Genomic DNA, 18,723 nt, shown 5'->3' with positions numbered 1-18,723 from the left:
GGCGTGCTCGGCAATTCATATTATACTTTTTTGGTCAGCCACATACCGCCAAGTACGGAAGCAAAAAATAACCAAAACTCTGTTTTAAGTGATACCAGTTGTACAAGCCCGGGGCCCGGGCACACGCCGCTTAAGCCCCAACCTAAACCAAATAAAATAGAGCCAGTAATTAACCGCGTATCGACCTTTTTTAAATCGCTAAGGCTTAGTTTGTCGTTAAACACCGGCGTGCCTTTTTTAGTGAGCCAAAACCATGCGCCCATCATAATGGTCATTGCAACAGCCATAACAATAATTAAGCTACCGTCCCATTGCTGATTAAAAGTGAGAAAGTTAAGCACTTTATCTGGGTTGGTCATGCCACTAATAATTAGTCCCAAACCAAATACAAACCCTAAAATAAGTGTAATAATTGCGTGCATGATTTACCCTACTAAATTAGCGGTGATAATGGCGATTGCCATAAACGTACAGGTTGATACCCATGAACGGGCCGAAAAGCGAGACATACCACATACGCCGTGACCACTGGTGCAGCCATTCGCTAACGTGGTCCCCGCACCGACCAAAAGCCCTGCAATAATAATCATCCAAGGCGATAAGCTTAATTCGCCTACTAACAGCTCAGGGGCAAATAATTGTATAAATACACCTGCTAGTAATAACCCCATCACAAAACACAGTTTCCAACGAGAAGCTGCTGCCAGTGGATTAAAAATTGATTTTATAAGCCCTGAAATTCCCGCTACTTTACCAAATAAAACCAGTAATAACGCGCAGGCTAGACCAATTAAACCACCGCCAATAGCCCCAGTTAGTGGTGTGAATTCGGTTGTCATCGTTTAAATCCTCCAAGCAAGGGATACACCCAATCCTGATTGTTCCATTGAAATTGATAGTTGTTGATTAGGCGCTAAGTAGTTTGCACCTGTTACATTTTTAGAGGGTGAATAAAAAGCCATTGCGTTAAATTGCACCGCGTCACTAAGCGCATGACTAATGCCTGCTGTAAAATGCCATTCTTGCACACCGGGCGCTAAAATATTAAATAAAATGTCAGATGATGGAATGGGTTGCTCAGTATAAGAAGCACCAAACCTAATTTTTTGTTGCTCAGTGCGTTGCCATTGATAACCCAGTTTATAAATACTCATATCGTGCCAACCAAAGCCTGCTCCGGCTTCAGCCCCTAGTGGCGCTGACATTAAATTAGTAATAGGGTTGGCGATACTTTTTACTTCACTGTAATTTATTTTTTGCCAATCAAACACCACTTGGTGCGATGGTAAAAACTGCCAAGCGGTACCGAGCTGAATAGAGCTTGGTAAATCAAACCCGCCTTGCTCTGCAAACAGGCCGCTGTAACGGTAAAATTCATCCATAGACACTGATGAACGGTAACTGGCGCCCCAGCTAAATGACGAGTTAATAATGTGGCTGATCCCAAGTTGCATTCCAATGCCTGTGCTGGTATCAACGCCATTATTAGACAGCGCCTCTGGCTTTTGCGAAAAGGCGGCAAAATTTGCCAAACCTTGTGCTTCAAATTGTTGCACTACATAAATAGCAGAAACACCTAGGCATATTTGTTCATTTAATTGATAGCTTATGGTTGGACTGACAAATAACTGTTTTAAGTCAACACCAGTGGTGCCGCCATAAAATGTGCCTTGAGGGGCAGAAGCAGCCACATATTCTGTGTTCATTCCGCCGTTACCGTAAACTAATAGGCCAATATTAATGCGCTCATTTAATTGATGGTCAATAGCAAATTCGGGAATTGCAAATAAGCTGTTATCACTTTTTTTGGTTGTTGCGTCCAAATACAGTGCATTGGGAAAGTATTCATCGACCTTTGCAGCGGTGTAGTTACGCTCAGGAGCAAATAATTCTATGCCTACCGACATTTGCGTACCATTAGCTGAAAAAGTAGCCGGGTTATTTGCACCCGACATTAACTCTTCTGATAACGCTACACCAGCACCTGCCATGCCTTTGTGAGTCATACCGTAGCCATGAGTAAAATAGCCATTCGTTGCAAATACATTAAATGTGCTTAACGCAGAGGTGAAAATAAGGCCTGAGAGTAACTGTTTTTTCATTTAAATTGAGACTAAGTAGAGAAAGTTGGCGAACAATAGCTAACTTTTTATATTCCAAAAAAGAACTTTAAAAGATTATATATACTAAAAAAGCATATTGTTTGTGGATGAGGAACAGGTAAATGAAAGGGCTTACAAAGGAGGGTTAAATACACTGGAGTAAAACAGCATTATTAAGCGCTATTTTACTCCAGCTAAGTAATTACATTGACTCTAATTTCATACCGCGTGTCTCTTTAATGTATTTAACTACAAAAAACACACTAATAAACGCCGAGAGGGTATAAAAGCCATAGGCGCCTGCTAAACCAATACTACCTAGCATGATAGGGAAGGTCATAGTAATAGCAAAGTTAGCTATCCACTGCGCACTAGCAGCAACTGCAAGCGCGGCGCCGCGAATGCGGTTATTAAACATTTCACCAAGCAGTACCCACACAATTGGGCCCCAGCTTAAACCAAAAAATACCACAAACAGGTTAGCCATTATTAAAGCAAAGGTACCCATATTTTCGCTAAGTGCTAACTTGCCCGCTTCATCAAGGCCTGCACTGCCAAAGGTGTAGGTAAGTGCACTTAAACTAATAAACATACCTATACTACCTACCAGTAACAATGGCTTACGTCCCACTTTATCAACTAAAGCAATAGCAATAAAAGTAGACAAAATATTAGTGGTACCCGCAAGCACGTTTATAAACAGTGATTGTGATTCATCAAAACCAGCGGCTTGCCAAAGCTCTGAACCGTAATAAAATACCACGTTAATACCAACAAATTGTTGAAACACTGACAAGGCCACACCCACCCAAACAATAGGGTGTACCTTTTTACTGCCATCGATAAATAAATCGCGAATACTTGGTTTTTTATCGCTTTTCAGAGACTGCTTAACGTCATTGATTTGCGCATCAGCATCATCGTTTGAAATTTTATTAAATACAGTTTTAGCGTGTTTAAGCTTGCCTTGTGCGACTAAGTAACGCGGTGACTCAGGAATAAACAAGACCCCAATTAAAAATAAGCCTGCAGGAACCAGTTCAGCCCAAAACATCCAGCGCCATGCAGCTAAGTCTAACAGTAAAATACCCTCGGCACCGCCTGCGGCATTAGCAATTAGGTAGTTACTTAAAAAGGCAGCAAACAGACCCAGCACAATAGCAAGCTGCTGCAGTGTTGCTAAACGGCCGCGTAAGCTGGCAGGTGCTACTTCGGCAATATAAGCCGGCGCTAAAACAGATGCCGCACCGATACCTAATCCACCAAATAAGCGGTAAAAAATAAACTCAGCTGAGCTATCAGCAATACCAGAGCCAAATGCACTGATAGCAAATATAAGTGCAGTGACAATCATAATAGCGCGACGGCCAAATTTGTCAGCTAATGGGCCAGCAGCTAAAGCACCCAGCGCACAACCAAGTAAAACAGAGGCAACATTAAACCCTGTTGCTACACTGCTTGAGTTAAATGTATTACCTAATGCCGATACAGTGCCATTTATAACGCCTGAATCAAAACCAAATAAAAAGCCACCAATGGCGGCAACAGCCGATATAAAAATAACGTATAAAAGTGAGCACTTTGTCTGTGCGCTTTGCTCACCTTTAGTTGCATGCTGTGTTGTCATGTTGTTCAATCCTAATTTTTATTATGTGTAATGAAGTTAAAGTACCACTAATAATTTGCGGGCAACCTTAGCACAGAGTAATCACGCTAAAAAAGATATTTCAATAGTAATACGTATGCATAAATAAATTAATTGAGTTGCGCGAGGGTCTGTTTATCTTTTGAGATTGAAGTTTCAGCAGTGTGTTTGGTTTTTAAGCAAAATAGATCTTTTGCCATGTGAATGCCCGTAAATAGGTACTAACGCTTCGTTAATGTTAAACACGCACTGCTTGAAGGGTTCTGCTATCTACACAGGTGAAGATAAGGGCCAGGGTATAAAAAGGGTGCTCGGTTTTAACTTAGTTTATTAGGTAACAAACCTCGCTGAAATTAAAGCGCCCGAGATTGAATCAATTTAAATTCTAAAAGGCTATTAACTCCTAATTGGGTTGCTAAAAGCGCTCAAATAATTATACTGTTTTTATATACAGTATTGGCGGTTTTTATGAGAAAAGAGTTACCAGCAAAATATTATTTGGCACATTTTAAAGAGCTAATAGGCTTTGTGAGTGATAAATGTATGCATTTACTTGAGCAAAAGCACATTACATTTATTAATAAAATAAACACCCTCGACGAGCAAAGCCAATGCATGCTAGCACGTATTTATTCTCGTAAACCTTATTTAGTGCAAACTCAGTCATTAAATTATGAAGAGATTATTTCGCCTTATCAGGCACTTTTTAATTTAAAAACAGCTGGGTTAATCTGTGACCCCTCACAAGCAGACGCTAAGCAACTGCTTAGCCATCTAACAAAGCCGGCCTTAATTGAGTTGTTAGCTCAACAAGAGCTGCCACCACTATTTAAAAAAAGTGCTGCTAAAAGTTGTTTAGTTGAAGTCGCTATTTCATTTTTTGAATCTAAGCCAGAGCGTCTTTCGCATTTGTATAATCAGTACGTGATCAATAATAGAGATGAGTGTTACCAGTATTTTGAGTTTTTGTATATTGGCAGGCTCAGTGCCGGTGATGTGAATCATCAAAACCGGTTTGTACTAAGAGATTTAGGGGTAACCCCTGTTAGGCAAGGACATCATGAAAGTTTGTCTCGCTTTGACTCAATTGAGGAAGCGCAATCTAACTATGTGTTAAACCGTTTTCGGTTAGCCGTTAAAAACGCGAAAGATGACAATGAAAATGAGACGTTAGCAAAACAGTTAATAAATGAATTAGCAGTAGGGGCTGTAGCTCGAGAGCTAAAGAATAAGTTATTGGTCATACTTTATAAGCAACTAAAAACAACTAACCCTGTATTAGCGTTTGATGTACTTAATGCCTGCGAGGATGATGCGCACGCACTAGAAATTCAAATAAGAGAGCAATACCGTTTAGGTAATAAAGAATGGGTAAAGGCGCAACTTGAGAAAATTATAGAAAATCCGCTCACCGATGAGTTACTGTACTTTGCGGATGACTTTTTAATGCGCAAATTTAACAAGCAAACACGCTCACGGCTTAGTGAAATGTTAGCCAGTACACGCTGTATTATAGAAGTTGATGAACTTTACCGTGGCGATGTTGAGTTAGGTGTAAGTGATCACTACACTCGTCAAGGCAAACAGGTTTTTTATACTGAAAATACTTTGTGGCAAAGCTTATTTGCGCTGGTTTTTTGGCAAGAACTCTTTATTGAAACCCCGACACCGCCTTGTAATGAATTTGATATTTACCCGCAAGCCTTAAAAACAGACACCTTTTATTTAAATCAATCCTCACAAATAGAAGCGCGGCTAGCTGCGTGTAATAGTGCCCAGAAATTGCTGAGTTTAGTGTGTAACCATGCAGCGAAGTATTATGAGCAACCAAATGGCTTATTTAGATGGCACAAAGATGTATTAAAGCCATTAGAGATGCTTATTTTAAACAGCCCGATAAATGCGCTATTAAGCCATTTAAAAAACATGGCAAAAAACTACCGACAATTAAAAGATGGTTACCCCGATTTAATGATTGTTGATAACAGCGCAGTTCATTTTGAAGAGGTAAAAGCGCCCGGAGACAAGCTTAAAAGAAACCAGCTAGTGAGCATCGATAATTTAAAAAATAGTGGATTTAAAGTTAATATTGCAGCGGTGAAGTGGTATGTAGACCCTAACCGTATTTATAGTGTGGTAGATATTGAAACTACAGGAGGCCTAAAAGGCGGTAACCGCATTACCGAAATTGGTATTGTTAAAGTAAAGCAGGGCGAAATAGTTGATACATGGACCACATTGATAAACCCAGAGCGTCCCATCCCGCGTTTTATTACCAAACTAACTGGTATTAACGACGCCATGGTAAGTGATGCGCCTATATTTAGCGACATTGCTTCGACTTTATTAGATAAGCTTTCGGGTAGTATTTTTGTCGCTCACAATGTTAATTTTGATTATGGTTTTATTAAAAAAGAGCTTGAGGGGCTGGGAATCAACTTTAAAATGCCAAAACTATGTACCGTTGTTGAATCACGTAAAGCATTTAAGGGATTAAAGTCGTATTCGCTGGGAAATTTATCTGCACACTTTAATTTAGACTTAACCAACCATCACCGTGCATTAGACGATGCCAAAGCGGCCGCGCAGTTATTATTACTGGTTCAGCAAACGGACAGTCAGTGATAGATTTACGTCAGTTAAATGTATTTTGCTTAAAGTAGTAAAGTGCCTTGTGTATAAATACAGGGTATTAAAACATTAGGTTTATCTATTTTTAATGGCTGATTAAAACTACGCTTATAAAAATAATCGCTGTAAGCTTTGCAATCCCATGATAATATTAAATTTATGTTAACAACTTTTGGGGCGGGTGTTTTAAAAGTGGTTATGTTTCTGGGCAAAAACAATAATAAATTAAGGATAATAATGAATCATCGACAATTGAGTGCCACTTTGCTGGTATTGATGGCTTTAATAACTGGCTGTAATTCGTCACCAATAAGTCTTTACAGCGATAATACTATGAAGAAAAAAGAATATAATGGTGTTAAGGCATACAGAAAAGGGGAGTTTGAAGAGGCTTTTAACTATTTAGAAGAACCTGCTGCATTGGGTTATAAAAGTGCACAATACACCCTAGCGTTTATGTTTTTAAAAGGACAATATTTAGAGCAATCAACTAAGCTTGGTATGGGGTGGTTGGGTGTTGCTGCAGAAGCAGGCGTTGAAAATTGGTCACAACAATATGATACTTTTTATGCCGCTGCGACAACACACGAAAAGCAAGAAATAGATGCAATTGTTGCCGTTTATATTGAACAATTTGGTGTTAAAGCTCAAAACATGACCTGCCGTAGGTCAACATCACCTAGGCGCACATTCGGCGAAATTAAAATTGATTGTAATAAACACGATGGTGTTGTCACTGTTCATGAAATACAAACAATAGAGTAAAGCTAGTTACTAACTAGCTTCTTTTCAAAGTCACTTTTTACGATATCGAGCGCTTTTAATACTTCTTCTGGCTCTACATCGTGTTGCTCTAAAATCATAATTAAATCAACAGCCAGTTTCACGTGTGTGGGAGCGTCTTCTAACGGGTTACTCATGGAGCTCTTTCTTTTTAGCTATTTGATCAATCGCAAAATTAATGGCAAGTTCAACGCGTTGCTGCATATCTAAACGATCTGTTTGAGTTAAATAAAACGCCATATCTACATCGTATCTAATATAACGGGGTGGTAATTGATTGAGTACGGTACAGCAAAAGTCAGCCATTATATCGTCGTTGTAACGTTCATTAAGTTTACGTTTTTCTATTTCTTCTAAAACGAGTTTTTCGTAAAAATTGTGTATGTCGTCATCTAATCGCATATTCCTGTCACTCTTTTTTATTGTCTGTAATGAGTCTATACCAAGGATTGTTATAAATCGAGAGCCGCTTTAAATAGTTGCTTATGGACACTAACTAAATTGTTGCTGTTACGTTGATAACCGCCACCTAAAGCGCACATAAGCGGGATGTTTCGCTGCTTACAAAAGTTAAGAACGGTAAAGTCACGCGCGTATACGCCAGCTAAAGAAACATCAAATAAGCCAAGTTCGTCTTTGGTATAAATATCGGCGCCCGCATTATATAAAATAATATCGGGCTGGTGGAGGCGAACACATAACTCAAGAGCTTGCTCTAGTGTTGTTAAATACTCTGCATCTGTGGTGTTTGCAGGTAAGCCAAAGTCATAGTTTGAGTGCTGTTTTTGCCGAGGAAAGTTTTGTTCACAGTGAATTGAGCAGCTAATTATATGCTCGTGCTGTTGGGTTATTTGCGCGGTACCATCACCTTGGTGTACGTCACAATCAAATATTAATACGGTGTCGGCTTGCTCCGTTGCAATAAGATGCGCTGCCGCAATGGCTAAACCATTAAAAATACAAAAGCCACTGCCGTAATTGCTGTAAGCATGGTGGTAGCCGCCACTTAAATTAGCCGCTAAGCCGGTTTGCAGTGCATTCTCAGCTGCTTGAATACTGGCACCAACAGAATAAAGGGTTCGCTCGACTAGTTCAGGTGAGTGCGGAAATCCCATTTTTTTAACTGCTTGGTCAGTTAACGAGCCATTTAAAAAATCAGCGATGTACTCTGAGCTATGACACAATTTTAATTGCGCTGTTGTTGCTGGCGAAGGCGATATAAACTGGGTGTAGCCTAAAAATTCAACTTCATGCTTGAGCTGCTGATACTTTTTAATTGGAAAGCGATGGCGTTCAGGTAACTCTAATTGCGAGTACAGATGGTGATAAAAAAGCTGCATTAGCGTAGCTGTTGTTTTTCTACTTGTTGAATTTTGTCTTCGGTGGCAGAAATTGCTTTTCTACAACGCCCGAGTCGCGCATGAGTGGTTAAAATTTCCTGGTTAAGCTTTTGTGCCTGCGCTGGTGATGCTTTTTCCATTTGCAATTTACGCTCTTCAATCATTAATACCAGGCGGCGCTCAAATTCATGGTTTTGTTTAAGTTCATCATATAATTCGTGGGATGATTGCATGATTTTTTGCACCGCTTGTTTATAAACAGGCTGTTTAGCACGAGGCTTATAATGACTTTTATTTTCTTTCACCCAAATAGGGGTCGATTTAATTACATTAAATACCGCTTGTACTTGGCTGGCAATGCGCTCAAGTGCGTAAGTGTAGGCATGGCGGTGGTCGCTCGGTGGTAGGCTGGCTATTTCATCTTCTATTTCTACTACGTAATCAACCAAGTTCATGCTTTTGGTGCTAAATACGGCTCTGTCAAATAAGCTTGGCTGTGCCTGCATATAACGATTTTTAGCAAATAATTTTGCTTTATCAAATTGCTCAGCTTGTTGCTTAAGCGTAGCAACTTGTTGACGTAGTTTGTCTAAAGCAGCAGATTGCATATTAAAAGTATGCCTCGTAAATTAGTTTTAACGCTAAAAGTATAACCATAGTATTAAATACTGGGCGAATAAATTTACTGCCAAAACGAATAGCTGAATGTGCGCCAAACCATGCACCAAGCATGATAAAGAAGCCCATTGTAATTCCCAGTAAAAAGTTAACATGGCCAAGTGCAACAAAGGTGATCAGAGAGATGAAGTTAGAAACAAAATTCATTGAACGCGCCAAACCACAATTGAGTAGCAAACTCATTTTATAAAGCATACCGTTTGAGGCAGTCCAAAAAGTTCCCGTTCCAGGCCCAGCTAAACCATCAAAAAAACCTAGGCTTAATCCTTGTAGCCACTGTTTTACTTTTATTGTGCGGGTTAATTTAGGCAGATAATCACTTTGTGTGGTACTTAAATTACCAAACAAGCTGTAGCAAGCCACTAAAATAATAATAATGGGTAAGAGCTTATTTAAAAACTCGATACTTAAATGATCAACAATAAGTGTGCCTAACAAAGCACCTATGGCGGTAGCCATAATAGAAGCAAACCAAAATCGTGGGTTAAATAATTGTTTTTTATAATAGGTGATACTGGCCGTTAACGAGCCAAAACTGGCGGCCAATTTATTAGTGCCAAGCGTTAAATGAGGAGGTAATCCTGCCGTTAACAGTGCTGGTACAGTGAGTAATCCACCGCCGCCAGCAATAGCATCAATAAAGCCAGCTAAAAGTGCAACGCCACATAAAATAGCCCAAGTTGTTGGGTCGAGTGCAAGTTCAAACATCAGTAATCTATTTGTCTTTTAAAAGGTGGTAAGGTGTCAAGCATGGCTTTGCCATATCGTTTGGTGACTAGGCGTCTATCTAAAATAGTTATTGTGCCTGCATCACTTTCTTTGCGCAGCAGTCTACCACAGCTTTGTACCAATTTCTTTGCTGCGTCTGGGACGGTTATCGATAAAAACGGATTCCCCCCTTTACTTTGCACAAACTCCGCTTGTGCTTCTTCTATTGGCGAGGTGGGCACCGCAAACGGAATTTTGGTAATAATCAGGTTTTCTAAATATTTCCCAGGTAAATCAAGCCCTTCAGAAAGACTTTGGGTACCAAATAAAATACTGCCTTTGCCTTCATCAATATTTTTAGTATGTAATTTGAGTAAAGCTTCTCGTGACATTTCACCTTGTACTAATAAGTTAAATCCTTTTGTTCTAAGAAACTTACTTACATGGTCCATTTGCCAGTAAGAGGCAAATAACACTAAGTTGGCTTTTTTAGTGTTTAGATACTCGGGTAATGTTTTAGCAATATGATCGCTAAACTCTTTATCTGTTGGCTCTATACTTGAGGCCGGAATGCGTAAAGTGGCTTGTTTTGGGTAGTCAAACGGAGAGGGGACTTTAATAAATTTCACCCCTTTTTCTTTGGCAAGGCCGCTTTCATAGGCAAAATGATCAAATGAACCGAGTGCGCTCAAGGTAGCTGAACATAACACGGCTCCAGCACATTCGTTCCATAGCTTATCTTTTAAATAGTAACCGACTTCAATAGGGCAGTCGCTAAGCAAGTGATCATGATGGCTTTTATATTCAAGTCGTTTTATCCATCGCGCATGCGGTGTGCCTTCGCCTTTAGTAGCGTAACTAAACCATAATTTATTAAGTTGTTCTAACCGGTTTATGTATTGCCCACTTTCAGCCAGAATGGGGTCGGCAACATAAGGTTTAATATCACCGTCGCTTACATCTTGGGTGAGGGTATCGTGCATCTTATTTAAACACCGTAATGCATCAAGCGTGGCTTCGCTAATGTCTTTTGCTTTTGCGTGTAACGATTTAGGAATTTCACCATGTTCAAAGCGATAGGTATCGTCTTTTGAATATTCAAAATCGGCGTTGTCGAGTATATCGCGCACCACTTTTAAATCTTTGTTGGCATCGTTAACGCTATCGCATAACTTAAAGTTTTGCCCAATGCCTTTTTGACCCACTAACACTTTGGCCATTTTGCCACTGAATTTAGTAAGTTTGTCGAGCCAATCTATCGTGCCTTTTATCGTAGCTGCAGCAGATGAAAAGTCGCGGGTAATATGTGTAAGGTGGTGCGCTTCATCGATTACATAAATGGTGTTGTCGGGCTCGGGTAAAATTTTTCCGCCCCCTAAGTCTAAATCGGCTAACAGTAACGAATGGTTTATAACCAATACATCCATTTGCATTAACTGCTGGCGGGCGAGTTGAAAAGGACATGTTTGGTGTGCTTTCATCTGACGTTGGCAGGCATGCTTATCACAAGCAATGAGCCCCCATACTCTATCAGGAATGGTATCGGCCCAGCTGTCTCTATCACCTTGCCATTTTTTATTGATATAGGCATCGTAAAGTTGTTTTAAGCACTTAGTTTCCATATCGCTTAATGGCGATGTAAGGGTAGGCATAAACTCCATTTGAGTTTGGCTATCGCTGTTTAGTGCATTATGAAGTTTGTGCGCACAGATATAACGTTGGCGACCTTTGACTAAATCAAATTTAAAATCGAGTCCTGAGTGCTTTTTAAAAAACGGCAGTTCTTTAGCGATTAACTGCTCTTGCAAAGCCACAGTAGCCGTAGAAATAACCAGTTTCTTTTTTTGTGCTAATGCCAGTGGCAGAGCGCCTAGGCAGTAAGCTAATGACTTTCCGGTGCCTGTGCCTGCTTCAATAACACAAATACGTTGTTTTTTATGGTATTCACCGGCTAATGTTTTGGCGATTTCAGCAACTAAATAGTTTTGACTACTGCGAGGGCGGTAATCGGTTAGGTTATTTGCAACATGCTGGTGTACTTGTCTAATTGTTTTTTTTAGTGAGCTCGATAGCATGTGATGATTAACCTAAAATATGTATATAATTACAGTGTATATATTAAGTGGGATCGAACATTGACACAAGCAATCTATCAGGGCTTTATTTTATCAAGGCAACAATACAGCGCTAAAAATACGCAAGGTATTACTTTGTGCTATTGGCTAAGCTCTGAACATGGCCCACTTAAAGTTATTATTGAAAACCAGCAGGCAGTGTTTTTCATCCCATTGTCAGCGCAACATACTGCAAATACTTTACTCGCACAGGCAAATATAAAAGCGCAGTTTAATAAGGTTGAGTTGTGTCATTTTAGTGGCAACGAATGTGTTGCCTGTTACTTTAACGATATAAAAAGTTTATATACTGCACGCGCTCTTTTAGAGCAAGCAATGCCTATTTACGAAGCCGATGTACGCCACAGTGACCGCTTTTTAATGGAGCGCTTTATTAAAGGAGGTGTGTGGGTAACGGGTAACGCCACAACTAAAAATGGCTTTATTGAAATTAGTGACGCAAAGTTAAAAGCAAACAAAGATTACACGCCAACGCTTACGTCTGTTTCTTTGGATATAGAATGTAATGGCGATGGGGTGTTATTTAGTGTTGCACTGGTGGGAAATGGTTTAGATTGTGTATTGATGATAGGTGAGCAACAGCTGCAGAGCGACTCGACATTTGAAATAGACTGGTGCTATGACGAAATTAACCTACTCACCAAGCTGCAGCAGTACATTATAAATAATGACCCCGATGTTATTGTTGGTTGGAATGTTATTGATTTTGATTTTAGTTTATTGCAAGAACGCGCTGAGGCGTTAGGGCTTACTCTAAACTTTGGTCGAGATAATCAACCTTTATATATTAATAAGGGTCATTACACCCGATTAACGCTCCCAGGGCGGTGCGTCATTGATGGCATTGATACATTAAAAAATGCCACTTACCGATTTGACAGCTTTTCATTAGCCAATGTTGCAGAGCGTGTGCTTAACGAATCTAAATTAATAAAAACCGACAACCGACTAACTGAAATTGTTCGTCAATTTAACGAAGATAAGTTTTCTCTAGCGGCTTATAATCGTCAAGATTGTATTTTGGTTAATCAAATTTTCGAAAAATTAAAGCTATTTGAATTTGCCATTGTCAGAACCCAAATAACAGGGCTCGAACTGGAACGCATGGGGGGCTCGGTTGCCGCATTTACAAACTTATATTTACCGTTATTGCATCGCAGTGGTTATGTTGCACCCAATTTAGGCGATCATGGGCTCTCATTTGAGAGCCCCGGTGGCTATGTGATGGAGTCGACTCCAGGGCTGTATAAAAACGTTTTGGTATTGGATTTTAAAAGCTTATACCCTTCAATTATGCGTACGTTTTGTATTGACCCACTAGGTTTAATCGCAGGGTTAAATGCACCAGAGCAAGCGGTTGAAGGGTTTAATCAGGCGTTATTCTCAAGAACGCAGCACCATCTACCCAAATTAATTGCACACCTGACACAAACTCGCCAAGAGGCAAAAGACACTAATCAACCTATGCTCTCACAAGCGATTAAAATTATTATGAATAGTTTATATGGCGTACTCGGCTCTAAGGGTTGTCGGTTTTACGACCCGCGCTTATCGAGTTCTATCACGTTACGTGGCCATGAGATAATGCAAACAACCCGTAAATGGATAGAAGCGCAAGGCTTTGAGGTGATATATGGTGATACCGACTCTACGTTTGTAAAACTTTGTGAAGATAAAAGCCCTGAGCAATGCAACGAAATTGGCTGCCAACTTGTTCATCATATTAATACCATGTGGCAAGCTGATTTAAAACAACGCTATGATTTACATAGTTATTTAGAAATTGAATTTGAAACTCATTACAGTCCGTTTTTTATGCCAACTATACGAGGTAAAAAAACAGGCTCTAAAAAGCGATATGTAGGGCAAGTAACCAAAAATAATGAAAAAAAACTGGTATTTAAAGGTATGGAAACGGTACGTAGTGACTGGACTGAGTTTGCACAAGAGTTTCAAACACAATTATTTGAGACGTTATTTACTGACAACTTCGAAATACAGCAACTGCACGATATTATAAATAGCTACACTCAAAAACTTTATAATGGTGAGTTCGACCGTAAATTAGTATATAGAAAGCGGTTAGGGCAGCACCTTAACGATTACATCAAAAATATTCCTCCTCATGTTCAAGCTGTTAAAAAATACAAAGCGAATCATCCTGAGTTTGAAATAAAACGCGGGCAAGTGATTGAATATGTTTACGCAGTAACCGGCGCTGAGCTTTATAGCGGTAAAAACACTCTGAACTACCCACTGTACATTCAAAGACAGCTCGACCCTGTTGCGCAAATGATATTAAGCGCATTAAACACAGCATCTGAATCTACACAAGCCTCGTTGTTTTAGCTTAACTATGAGCTTAAAAAGTCTTTTATAGTTAATTATTCGCCTATAAACTTCAAAGGTGAATAAAAAATTTAAAGGTAAATTAACAATTGTGGCCTTGGTTACAATTTTATCTAAAAAGAATACAAAGCGTAATTTAAAAAATCATTTATTAAAACTCATAAAAATCAATTGTTTACCATGATGTTGTTTCTAATTATCAAGTTTGTTTCTAAATCGTATCCATAAATTAATTTAAAAAACTAATAAAATACCGCCAAAAATGATAATGAAAAGTCATGCAAAGTGCTTTTAAAGTTAATTTAATGTTGACCGCCTTGTGTTTGAAGTATTATCATCTGAAGCGTGATCACAAATTAATTAACAAGGTGTGATCAAAAAAATACAAAAACAAATAGTATTCTAGGGAGAATCAAATGTTAAATAACAAAGTTTCAAAAGCAGTTCGCTTAGCGATCGCTTTTGGTGCAGCTTCTACTGCTGCTTTCTCAGCAAGTTCATTTGCTGCAGAAGAAGGCGCAGAAAAAGTTGAACGTATTCAGGTTACAGGTTCACGCATCAAGCGTACTGATTTAGAAAGTGCTAGCCCGGTTTTAGTTCTTAGCCGTGATGATTTAAATGTTAGTGGTCAATTAAGCATCGGTGACATTCTTCAACAAATTCCAGCTGCGGGTGCTGCACTTAATACTGCCTTTAATAACGGTGGTACTGGCGCAACAAACATGGATTTACGTAACTTAGGCGCACAACGTCTTCTTGTATTAGTAAATGGTAAGCGCTGGGTTTCATCTTTAGGTTCTACAGTTGATTTAAACACAATCCCATCGTCAGCGATTGAACGTGTTGAAGTTGTTAAAGACGGCGCTTCTGCAATCTACGGTTCTGATGCTATTGCTGGTGTTGTAAATATCATCACTCGTAAAGATTTTGAAGGTGTTGAGGTTTCTGTATACGGTGGTGAAAACTTAAAGTACAACGATGGTCGCCAGTATTCTGCAGACATCACTGTTGGTACTACTTCAGACCGCGGTGGCTTAATGTTTAATGCTAGCCATGTAACTCAACAAGAAATTTGGGCAGGTGATCGCGATATTTCTTCTATGGGTAACAGCTCTACAACTGAAAAAGGCCGTTTACGTCTTACTTCAAGTGCAATCAGCCCTGATCTTCGAGATAGCTTACTTGCTCAAGGTTACACTGAAAACAACGCTGGTAAGTCAAACGCTGGTTTTGATTTAGTTCCTAATGGTGCAGGTTCAGCTGTAGGTTTAGATTCATTCCGTGACCGAGCTGGTGATGTTTACAACTACGCGCCTGAAAACTACCTTGCAACGCCACAAGAGCGTAACAGTTTTTATGTTCAAGCTTTTTATGACTTAAGTGATGACGTTCGTTTCGTTTCAGATTTCATGATGACTAACCGTAAATCTTCACAGCTACTTGCAGCGATGCCATTAACAATTGGTGCATCTTTTGGTGCAGCAGCTAGCCGAGTAGACATCCACGAAAATAATATCTACAACCCATTTGGTGAAACACTGTATGGTGATGCTTCTCGCTCAGGTGTAGAAGGTTATATCCCATTTGCTGGTCAACGTCGTTTTGTAGAAGCTGGTAACCGTATTTACAGACAAAATGATACTACTTACCGTGCAATGGTTGGTTTAGAGGGCGGTATTGGTGATACATCTTGGGTTTGGGATGCTTCTTACATTTATGGTAAGAATAGCCAAGACGTTTTAACAACAGGTCTACTTAACCTTACTCGTATAAACCAAGCATTAGGTGACAACTGTAATGCATCTACTTCTTGTGTACCACTTAACCTATTTGGTGGTGCTGGCTCAATTACACAAGATATGGTTGATTTTGTAACATTTGACAGTGTTTCTCGTGAAGGTTTAGAACTTAAAGATTACACAGTAAACTTTGCTGGTGATGCATTTGAGTTACCTGCAGGTGTTGTAGGTATGGCCGTTGGCTTTGAACGTCGTGAAGAGTCAGGTTACGATACGCCTGATCCACTAACTCAAAGTGGTGAAACTTCAGGTAACCAACGTGATGCAACTTCAGGTGGCTTCCGTTTAGATGAAGCTTATGTAGAGCTTTCAATTCCAGTATTTGATGGTTTAACTATTGCACCAGCAATTAGATTCTCTGACCACAGTGCATATGGTAGCAACTCTACAGCTAAAGTTGGTGTTGAATACCGTCCAATGGATGATTTACTTCTTCGTGGTACTTGGGCTGAAGGTTACCGAGCTCCTTCAATCTCTGACTTATATGCAGGTAATGCAGATGCATACCCTACATTAACAGACCCGTGTAACTCTGTAGAAGGTGTTGTTCCAAGCCTACCTGGTTGTGCTGGCGTACCAAATGGTTACACGCAAGCTAATACACAGATTCGTGAAACTCGCGTTTCTTCTCCAGATTTACAACCAGAAGAATCAGAATCTAAAACGTTTGGTATTGTTTATAACCCAAGCTATGTTGATGGTTTAGAATTCACAATCGATTACTACGATATCGAAGTTGAAAACTCAATTGGTCGTTACGGTTCTAATCGTATATTGAACGAGTGTACTTCAGGAAGTAATGCATCTTCTTGTGATTACATTGACCGTGATGCTAACGGTAATATCGTTGATTTACGTAACTTCCTACAAAACTCAGGTACCTACAATGTTGAAGGTATAGATTTTTATACTGCATACAAGTTTGATACTGAGTACGGTAGCTTCAGAACATCTCTTGATTTGTCTTATGTAATGACTAACGAGTTCGATGGCGAAGATCAAGTAGGCGTGCAGTATGGTGATGCTGGTTATCCTGAATATAAAGGCACATTTGCTCTAGATTGGTCTCAAGGTGACTTTGATGCGCATTGGCAAACACGTTATGTTGACCGTATGCAAAACTACTATGACATAGCTTACGGCGCAGAAAATTACCCAGGTATGGCTGATTACATTGGTTCTTACTTTGTACATGATGTATCTGTAGGTTATGCGCTAGACGCTTACAACACTAAAATTAGTGTAGGTATTGAGAACTTATTCGCGAAAGAACCTTCTCGTGAATACACTAACAATGACTTTGCAATCTCAACTAACAACTTCTCTGTTACAGAGTACGACGTTAATATGGATCGCTTTGTATATGTACGAGCTACAATTAAGTTCTAATAACTTAGAAACTTAAACTTTATTTAAAAGCCACTTTTTAGTGGCTTTTTTATTTTTGGAATATTTATGATTCAACTAAATAAAAATATTGATGTAGTTAATTTACATAGGGAATACTCTAAAAATAAGAGAATTATGGTTGATAGTGTTTTAGAGTTTGATGGTTTTTCTAAAATTACAGAAAAATTAAAACACAATATTCCTTATTTGAATGCATATTCTTTAAATGGCCAATACATTCAATCATCAGATGATGAATTAAAAAATATGTCTCCCAATAAAATGAGAGCGCTTCAGCAGACTATTTATGAAAATGCGAGTAAAGGGGTTGGCTTTTTTTATGGGCGATATGAAATAACTCAGAATGAAAAAGATGAGTTACTAAAGGATCTATTTAATTATCTTAATGGCCAAGAAGTTTTAAAATTGATTAGTGATGTTACAGGTGTAAAGGGTTTAAAAAGTGCAAGTGTGCAATTAACACGCTATGTACCAGGGAATTTTTTGACACGACATAATGATGTACTCCCTACAAAGCAAAGAGCAATCGCTTTTGTTTTTGGTTTTACACCACAGTGGCACCCAGACTGGGGTGGTTTGTTACATTTTTATGAAATGGATGGAAAGCTGACAGAGACGTTTATGCCCAAAAGTAATGTTTTATCCCTTTTTGATGTGCAATTACCACATTCTGTTTCTTATGTAACTCCATTTGCTCGTGCTGCAAGATACTCAATTACTGGCTGGTTTAACTTAAAATAATATTATTTAAGCGACGCCAAGTTAGTTTTATTAAGACTAATTAACATCTTTATTAATATGAGTAATAGGTAATCAGTAAAATTCTATTTAGACGAGGAGCCATGTAATTCTAAGAAATTGATAGATGAAAAAATTATTATTTGCTCTAAATAAAGCAAGTATTGTGATAACTACCTCATACAAAATAATTACTTAAGTTATTTAGTATTTAAACTTTATAATTAGCCCAAGCTTTTGATATTAAATAATTAATTGTTTTAAAAGTATACTTTTAATTTAAATCGTTTATTTAACTTTTGAAAGAACTTGGTGATAATGTAAAAAAATAAAGTTAAAAACTTTGTTCTTGTAATTTATGTGTAAATGGGTTGTTGACCTTGTGCATAAATTAAGCTTAAGATG

Annotated in this window: 15 protein-coding genes; 5 read left to right on the top strand and 10 right to left on the bottom strand. The window is 38.9% G+C overall.

What is annotated here, in order from left to right; genetic code table 11:
* Positions 1-20 precede the first annotated feature (20 nt).
* The 4 genes from PISS_RS10410 to PISS_RS10395 form a co-directional block, all read right to left on the bottom strand.
* Positions 21-422, bottom strand: a complete 402-nt coding sequence (locus PISS_RS10410) for a DUF6691 family protein (RefSeq protein ID WP_013465390.1) — start codon at positions 420-422, stop codon at positions 21-23.
* Between the two features lie 3 nt (positions 423-425).
* Positions 426-839: a YeeE/YedE family protein gene (locus tag PISS_RS10405; protein ID WP_058155005.1), complete on the bottom strand. Its 414-nt coding sequence runs from the start codon at positions 837-839 to the stop codon at positions 426-428.
* Between the two features lie 3 nt (positions 840-842).
* Positions 843-2,102, bottom strand: a complete 1,260-nt coding sequence (locus tag PISS_RS10400; protein ID WP_058155003.1) for an OmpP1/FadL family transporter — start codon at positions 2,100-2,102, stop codon at positions 843-845.
* A 202-nt stretch (positions 2,103-2,304) separates the two neighbouring features.
* Positions 2,305-3,729 carry a sugar porter family MFS transporter gene (locus PISS_RS10395; protein WP_058155001.1) on the bottom strand — a complete coding sequence of 475 codons (1,425 nt, stop codon included), beginning with the start codon at positions 3,727-3,729 and terminating at the stop codon, positions 2,305-2,307.
* 486 nt (positions 3,730-4,215) lie between these two features.
* Between PISS_RS10395 and PISS_RS10390 the strand changes: the two genes are divergently transcribed.
* Positions 4,216-6,372 carry an exonuclease domain-containing protein gene (locus PISS_RS10390; RefSeq protein WP_058155000.1) on the top strand — a complete coding sequence of 719 codons (2,157 nt, stop codon included), beginning with the start codon at positions 4,216-4,218 and terminating at the stop codon, positions 6,370-6,372.
* A gap of 243 nt (positions 6,373-6,615) precedes the next feature.
* The gene (locus PISS_RS10385) at positions 6,616-7,143 is read left to right on the top strand and encodes an SEL1-like repeat protein (RefSeq protein WP_058155511.1); all 528 of its coding nucleotides are present in this window, start codon (positions 6,616-6,618) and stop codon (positions 7,141-7,143) included.
* 2 nt (positions 7,144-7,145) lie between these two features.
* On the opposite strand, the gene PISS_RS10380 is transcribed toward PISS_RS10385, so the two are convergent.
* From PISS_RS10380 to dinG, 6 genes are read right to left on the bottom strand one after another with little or no spacing between them, the layout of a single operon-like run.
* Positions 7,146-7,298 carry a YbaM family protein gene (locus tag PISS_RS10380; protein ID WP_081745130.1) on the bottom strand — a complete coding sequence of 51 codons (153 nt, stop codon included), beginning with the start codon at positions 7,296-7,298 and terminating at the stop codon, positions 7,146-7,148.
* A complete protein-coding gene (locus PISS_RS10375; protein WP_058154998.1) occupies positions 7,291-7,563 on the bottom strand; it encodes a late competence development ComFB family protein in 273 nt (90 codons plus the stop codon). Before PISS_RS10375 ends, PISS_RS10380 begins: the two co-directional genes overlap by 8 nt.
* A 50-nt stretch (positions 7,564-7,613) precedes the next feature.
* Positions 7,614-8,501 carry a histone deacetylase family protein gene (locus tag PISS_RS10370; RefSeq protein WP_058154997.1) on the bottom strand — a complete coding sequence of 296 codons (888 nt, stop codon included), beginning with the start codon at positions 8,499-8,501 and terminating at the stop codon, positions 7,614-7,616.
* Positions 8,501-9,109 (bottom strand): primosomal replication protein, encoded by a 609-nt coding sequence (locus PISS_RS10365; protein WP_008467469.1) that lies wholly within the window; start codon positions 9,107-9,109, stop codon positions 8,501-8,503. Before PISS_RS10365 ends, PISS_RS10370 begins: the two co-directional genes overlap by 1 nt.
* Before the next feature lies 1 nt (position 9,110).
* The gene (locus tag PISS_RS10360; RefSeq protein ID WP_058154995.1) at positions 9,111-9,887 is read right to left on the bottom strand and encodes a TSUP family transporter; all 777 of its coding nucleotides are present in this window, start codon (positions 9,885-9,887) and stop codon (positions 9,111-9,113) included.
* On the bottom strand, positions 9,887-11,962 hold the full coding sequence (dinG, locus tag PISS_RS10355) for an ATP-dependent DNA helicase DinG (RefSeq protein ID WP_058154993.1): 2,076 nt from the start codon (positions 11,960-11,962) through the stop codon (positions 9,887-9,889). The genes PISS_RS10360 and dinG overlap by 1 nt, the downstream gene beginning before the upstream one ends.
* Before the next feature lie 60 nt (positions 11,963-12,022).
* Between dinG and PISS_RS10350 the strand changes: the two genes are divergently transcribed.
* From PISS_RS10350 to PISS_RS10340, 3 genes are all read left to right on the top strand, one after another.
* On the top strand, positions 12,023-14,371 hold the full coding sequence (locus tag PISS_RS10350) for a DNA polymerase II (RefSeq protein ID WP_058155509.1): 2,349 nt from the start codon (positions 12,023-12,025) through the stop codon (positions 14,369-14,371).
* A 416-nt stretch (positions 14,372-14,787) separates the two neighbouring features.
* Positions 14,788-17,559 carry a TonB-dependent receptor plug domain-containing protein gene (locus tag PISS_RS10345; RefSeq protein ID WP_058154991.1) on the top strand — a complete coding sequence of 924 codons (2,772 nt, stop codon included), beginning with the start codon at positions 14,788-14,790 and terminating at the stop codon, positions 17,557-17,559.
* 66 nt (positions 17,560-17,625) lie between these two features.
* Complete coding sequence (locus PISS_RS10340; protein ID WP_013465377.1) at positions 17,626-18,321, top strand: 2OG-Fe(II) oxygenase; 696 nt, start codon at positions 17,626-17,628, stop codon at positions 18,319-18,321.
* Positions 18,322-18,723 lie beyond the last annotated feature (402 nt).

Origin of the sequence: Pseudoalteromonas issachenkonii, assembly GCF_002310795.1 — a bacterium.
Classification (GTDB): Bacteria; Pseudomonadota; Gammaproteobacteria; order Enterobacterales; family Alteromonadaceae; genus Pseudoalteromonas; species Pseudoalteromonas tetraodonis.
The sequence above is the reverse complement of the archived record's forward strand: the minus strand, read 5'-3'. Positions and strand labels throughout refer to the sequence as shown.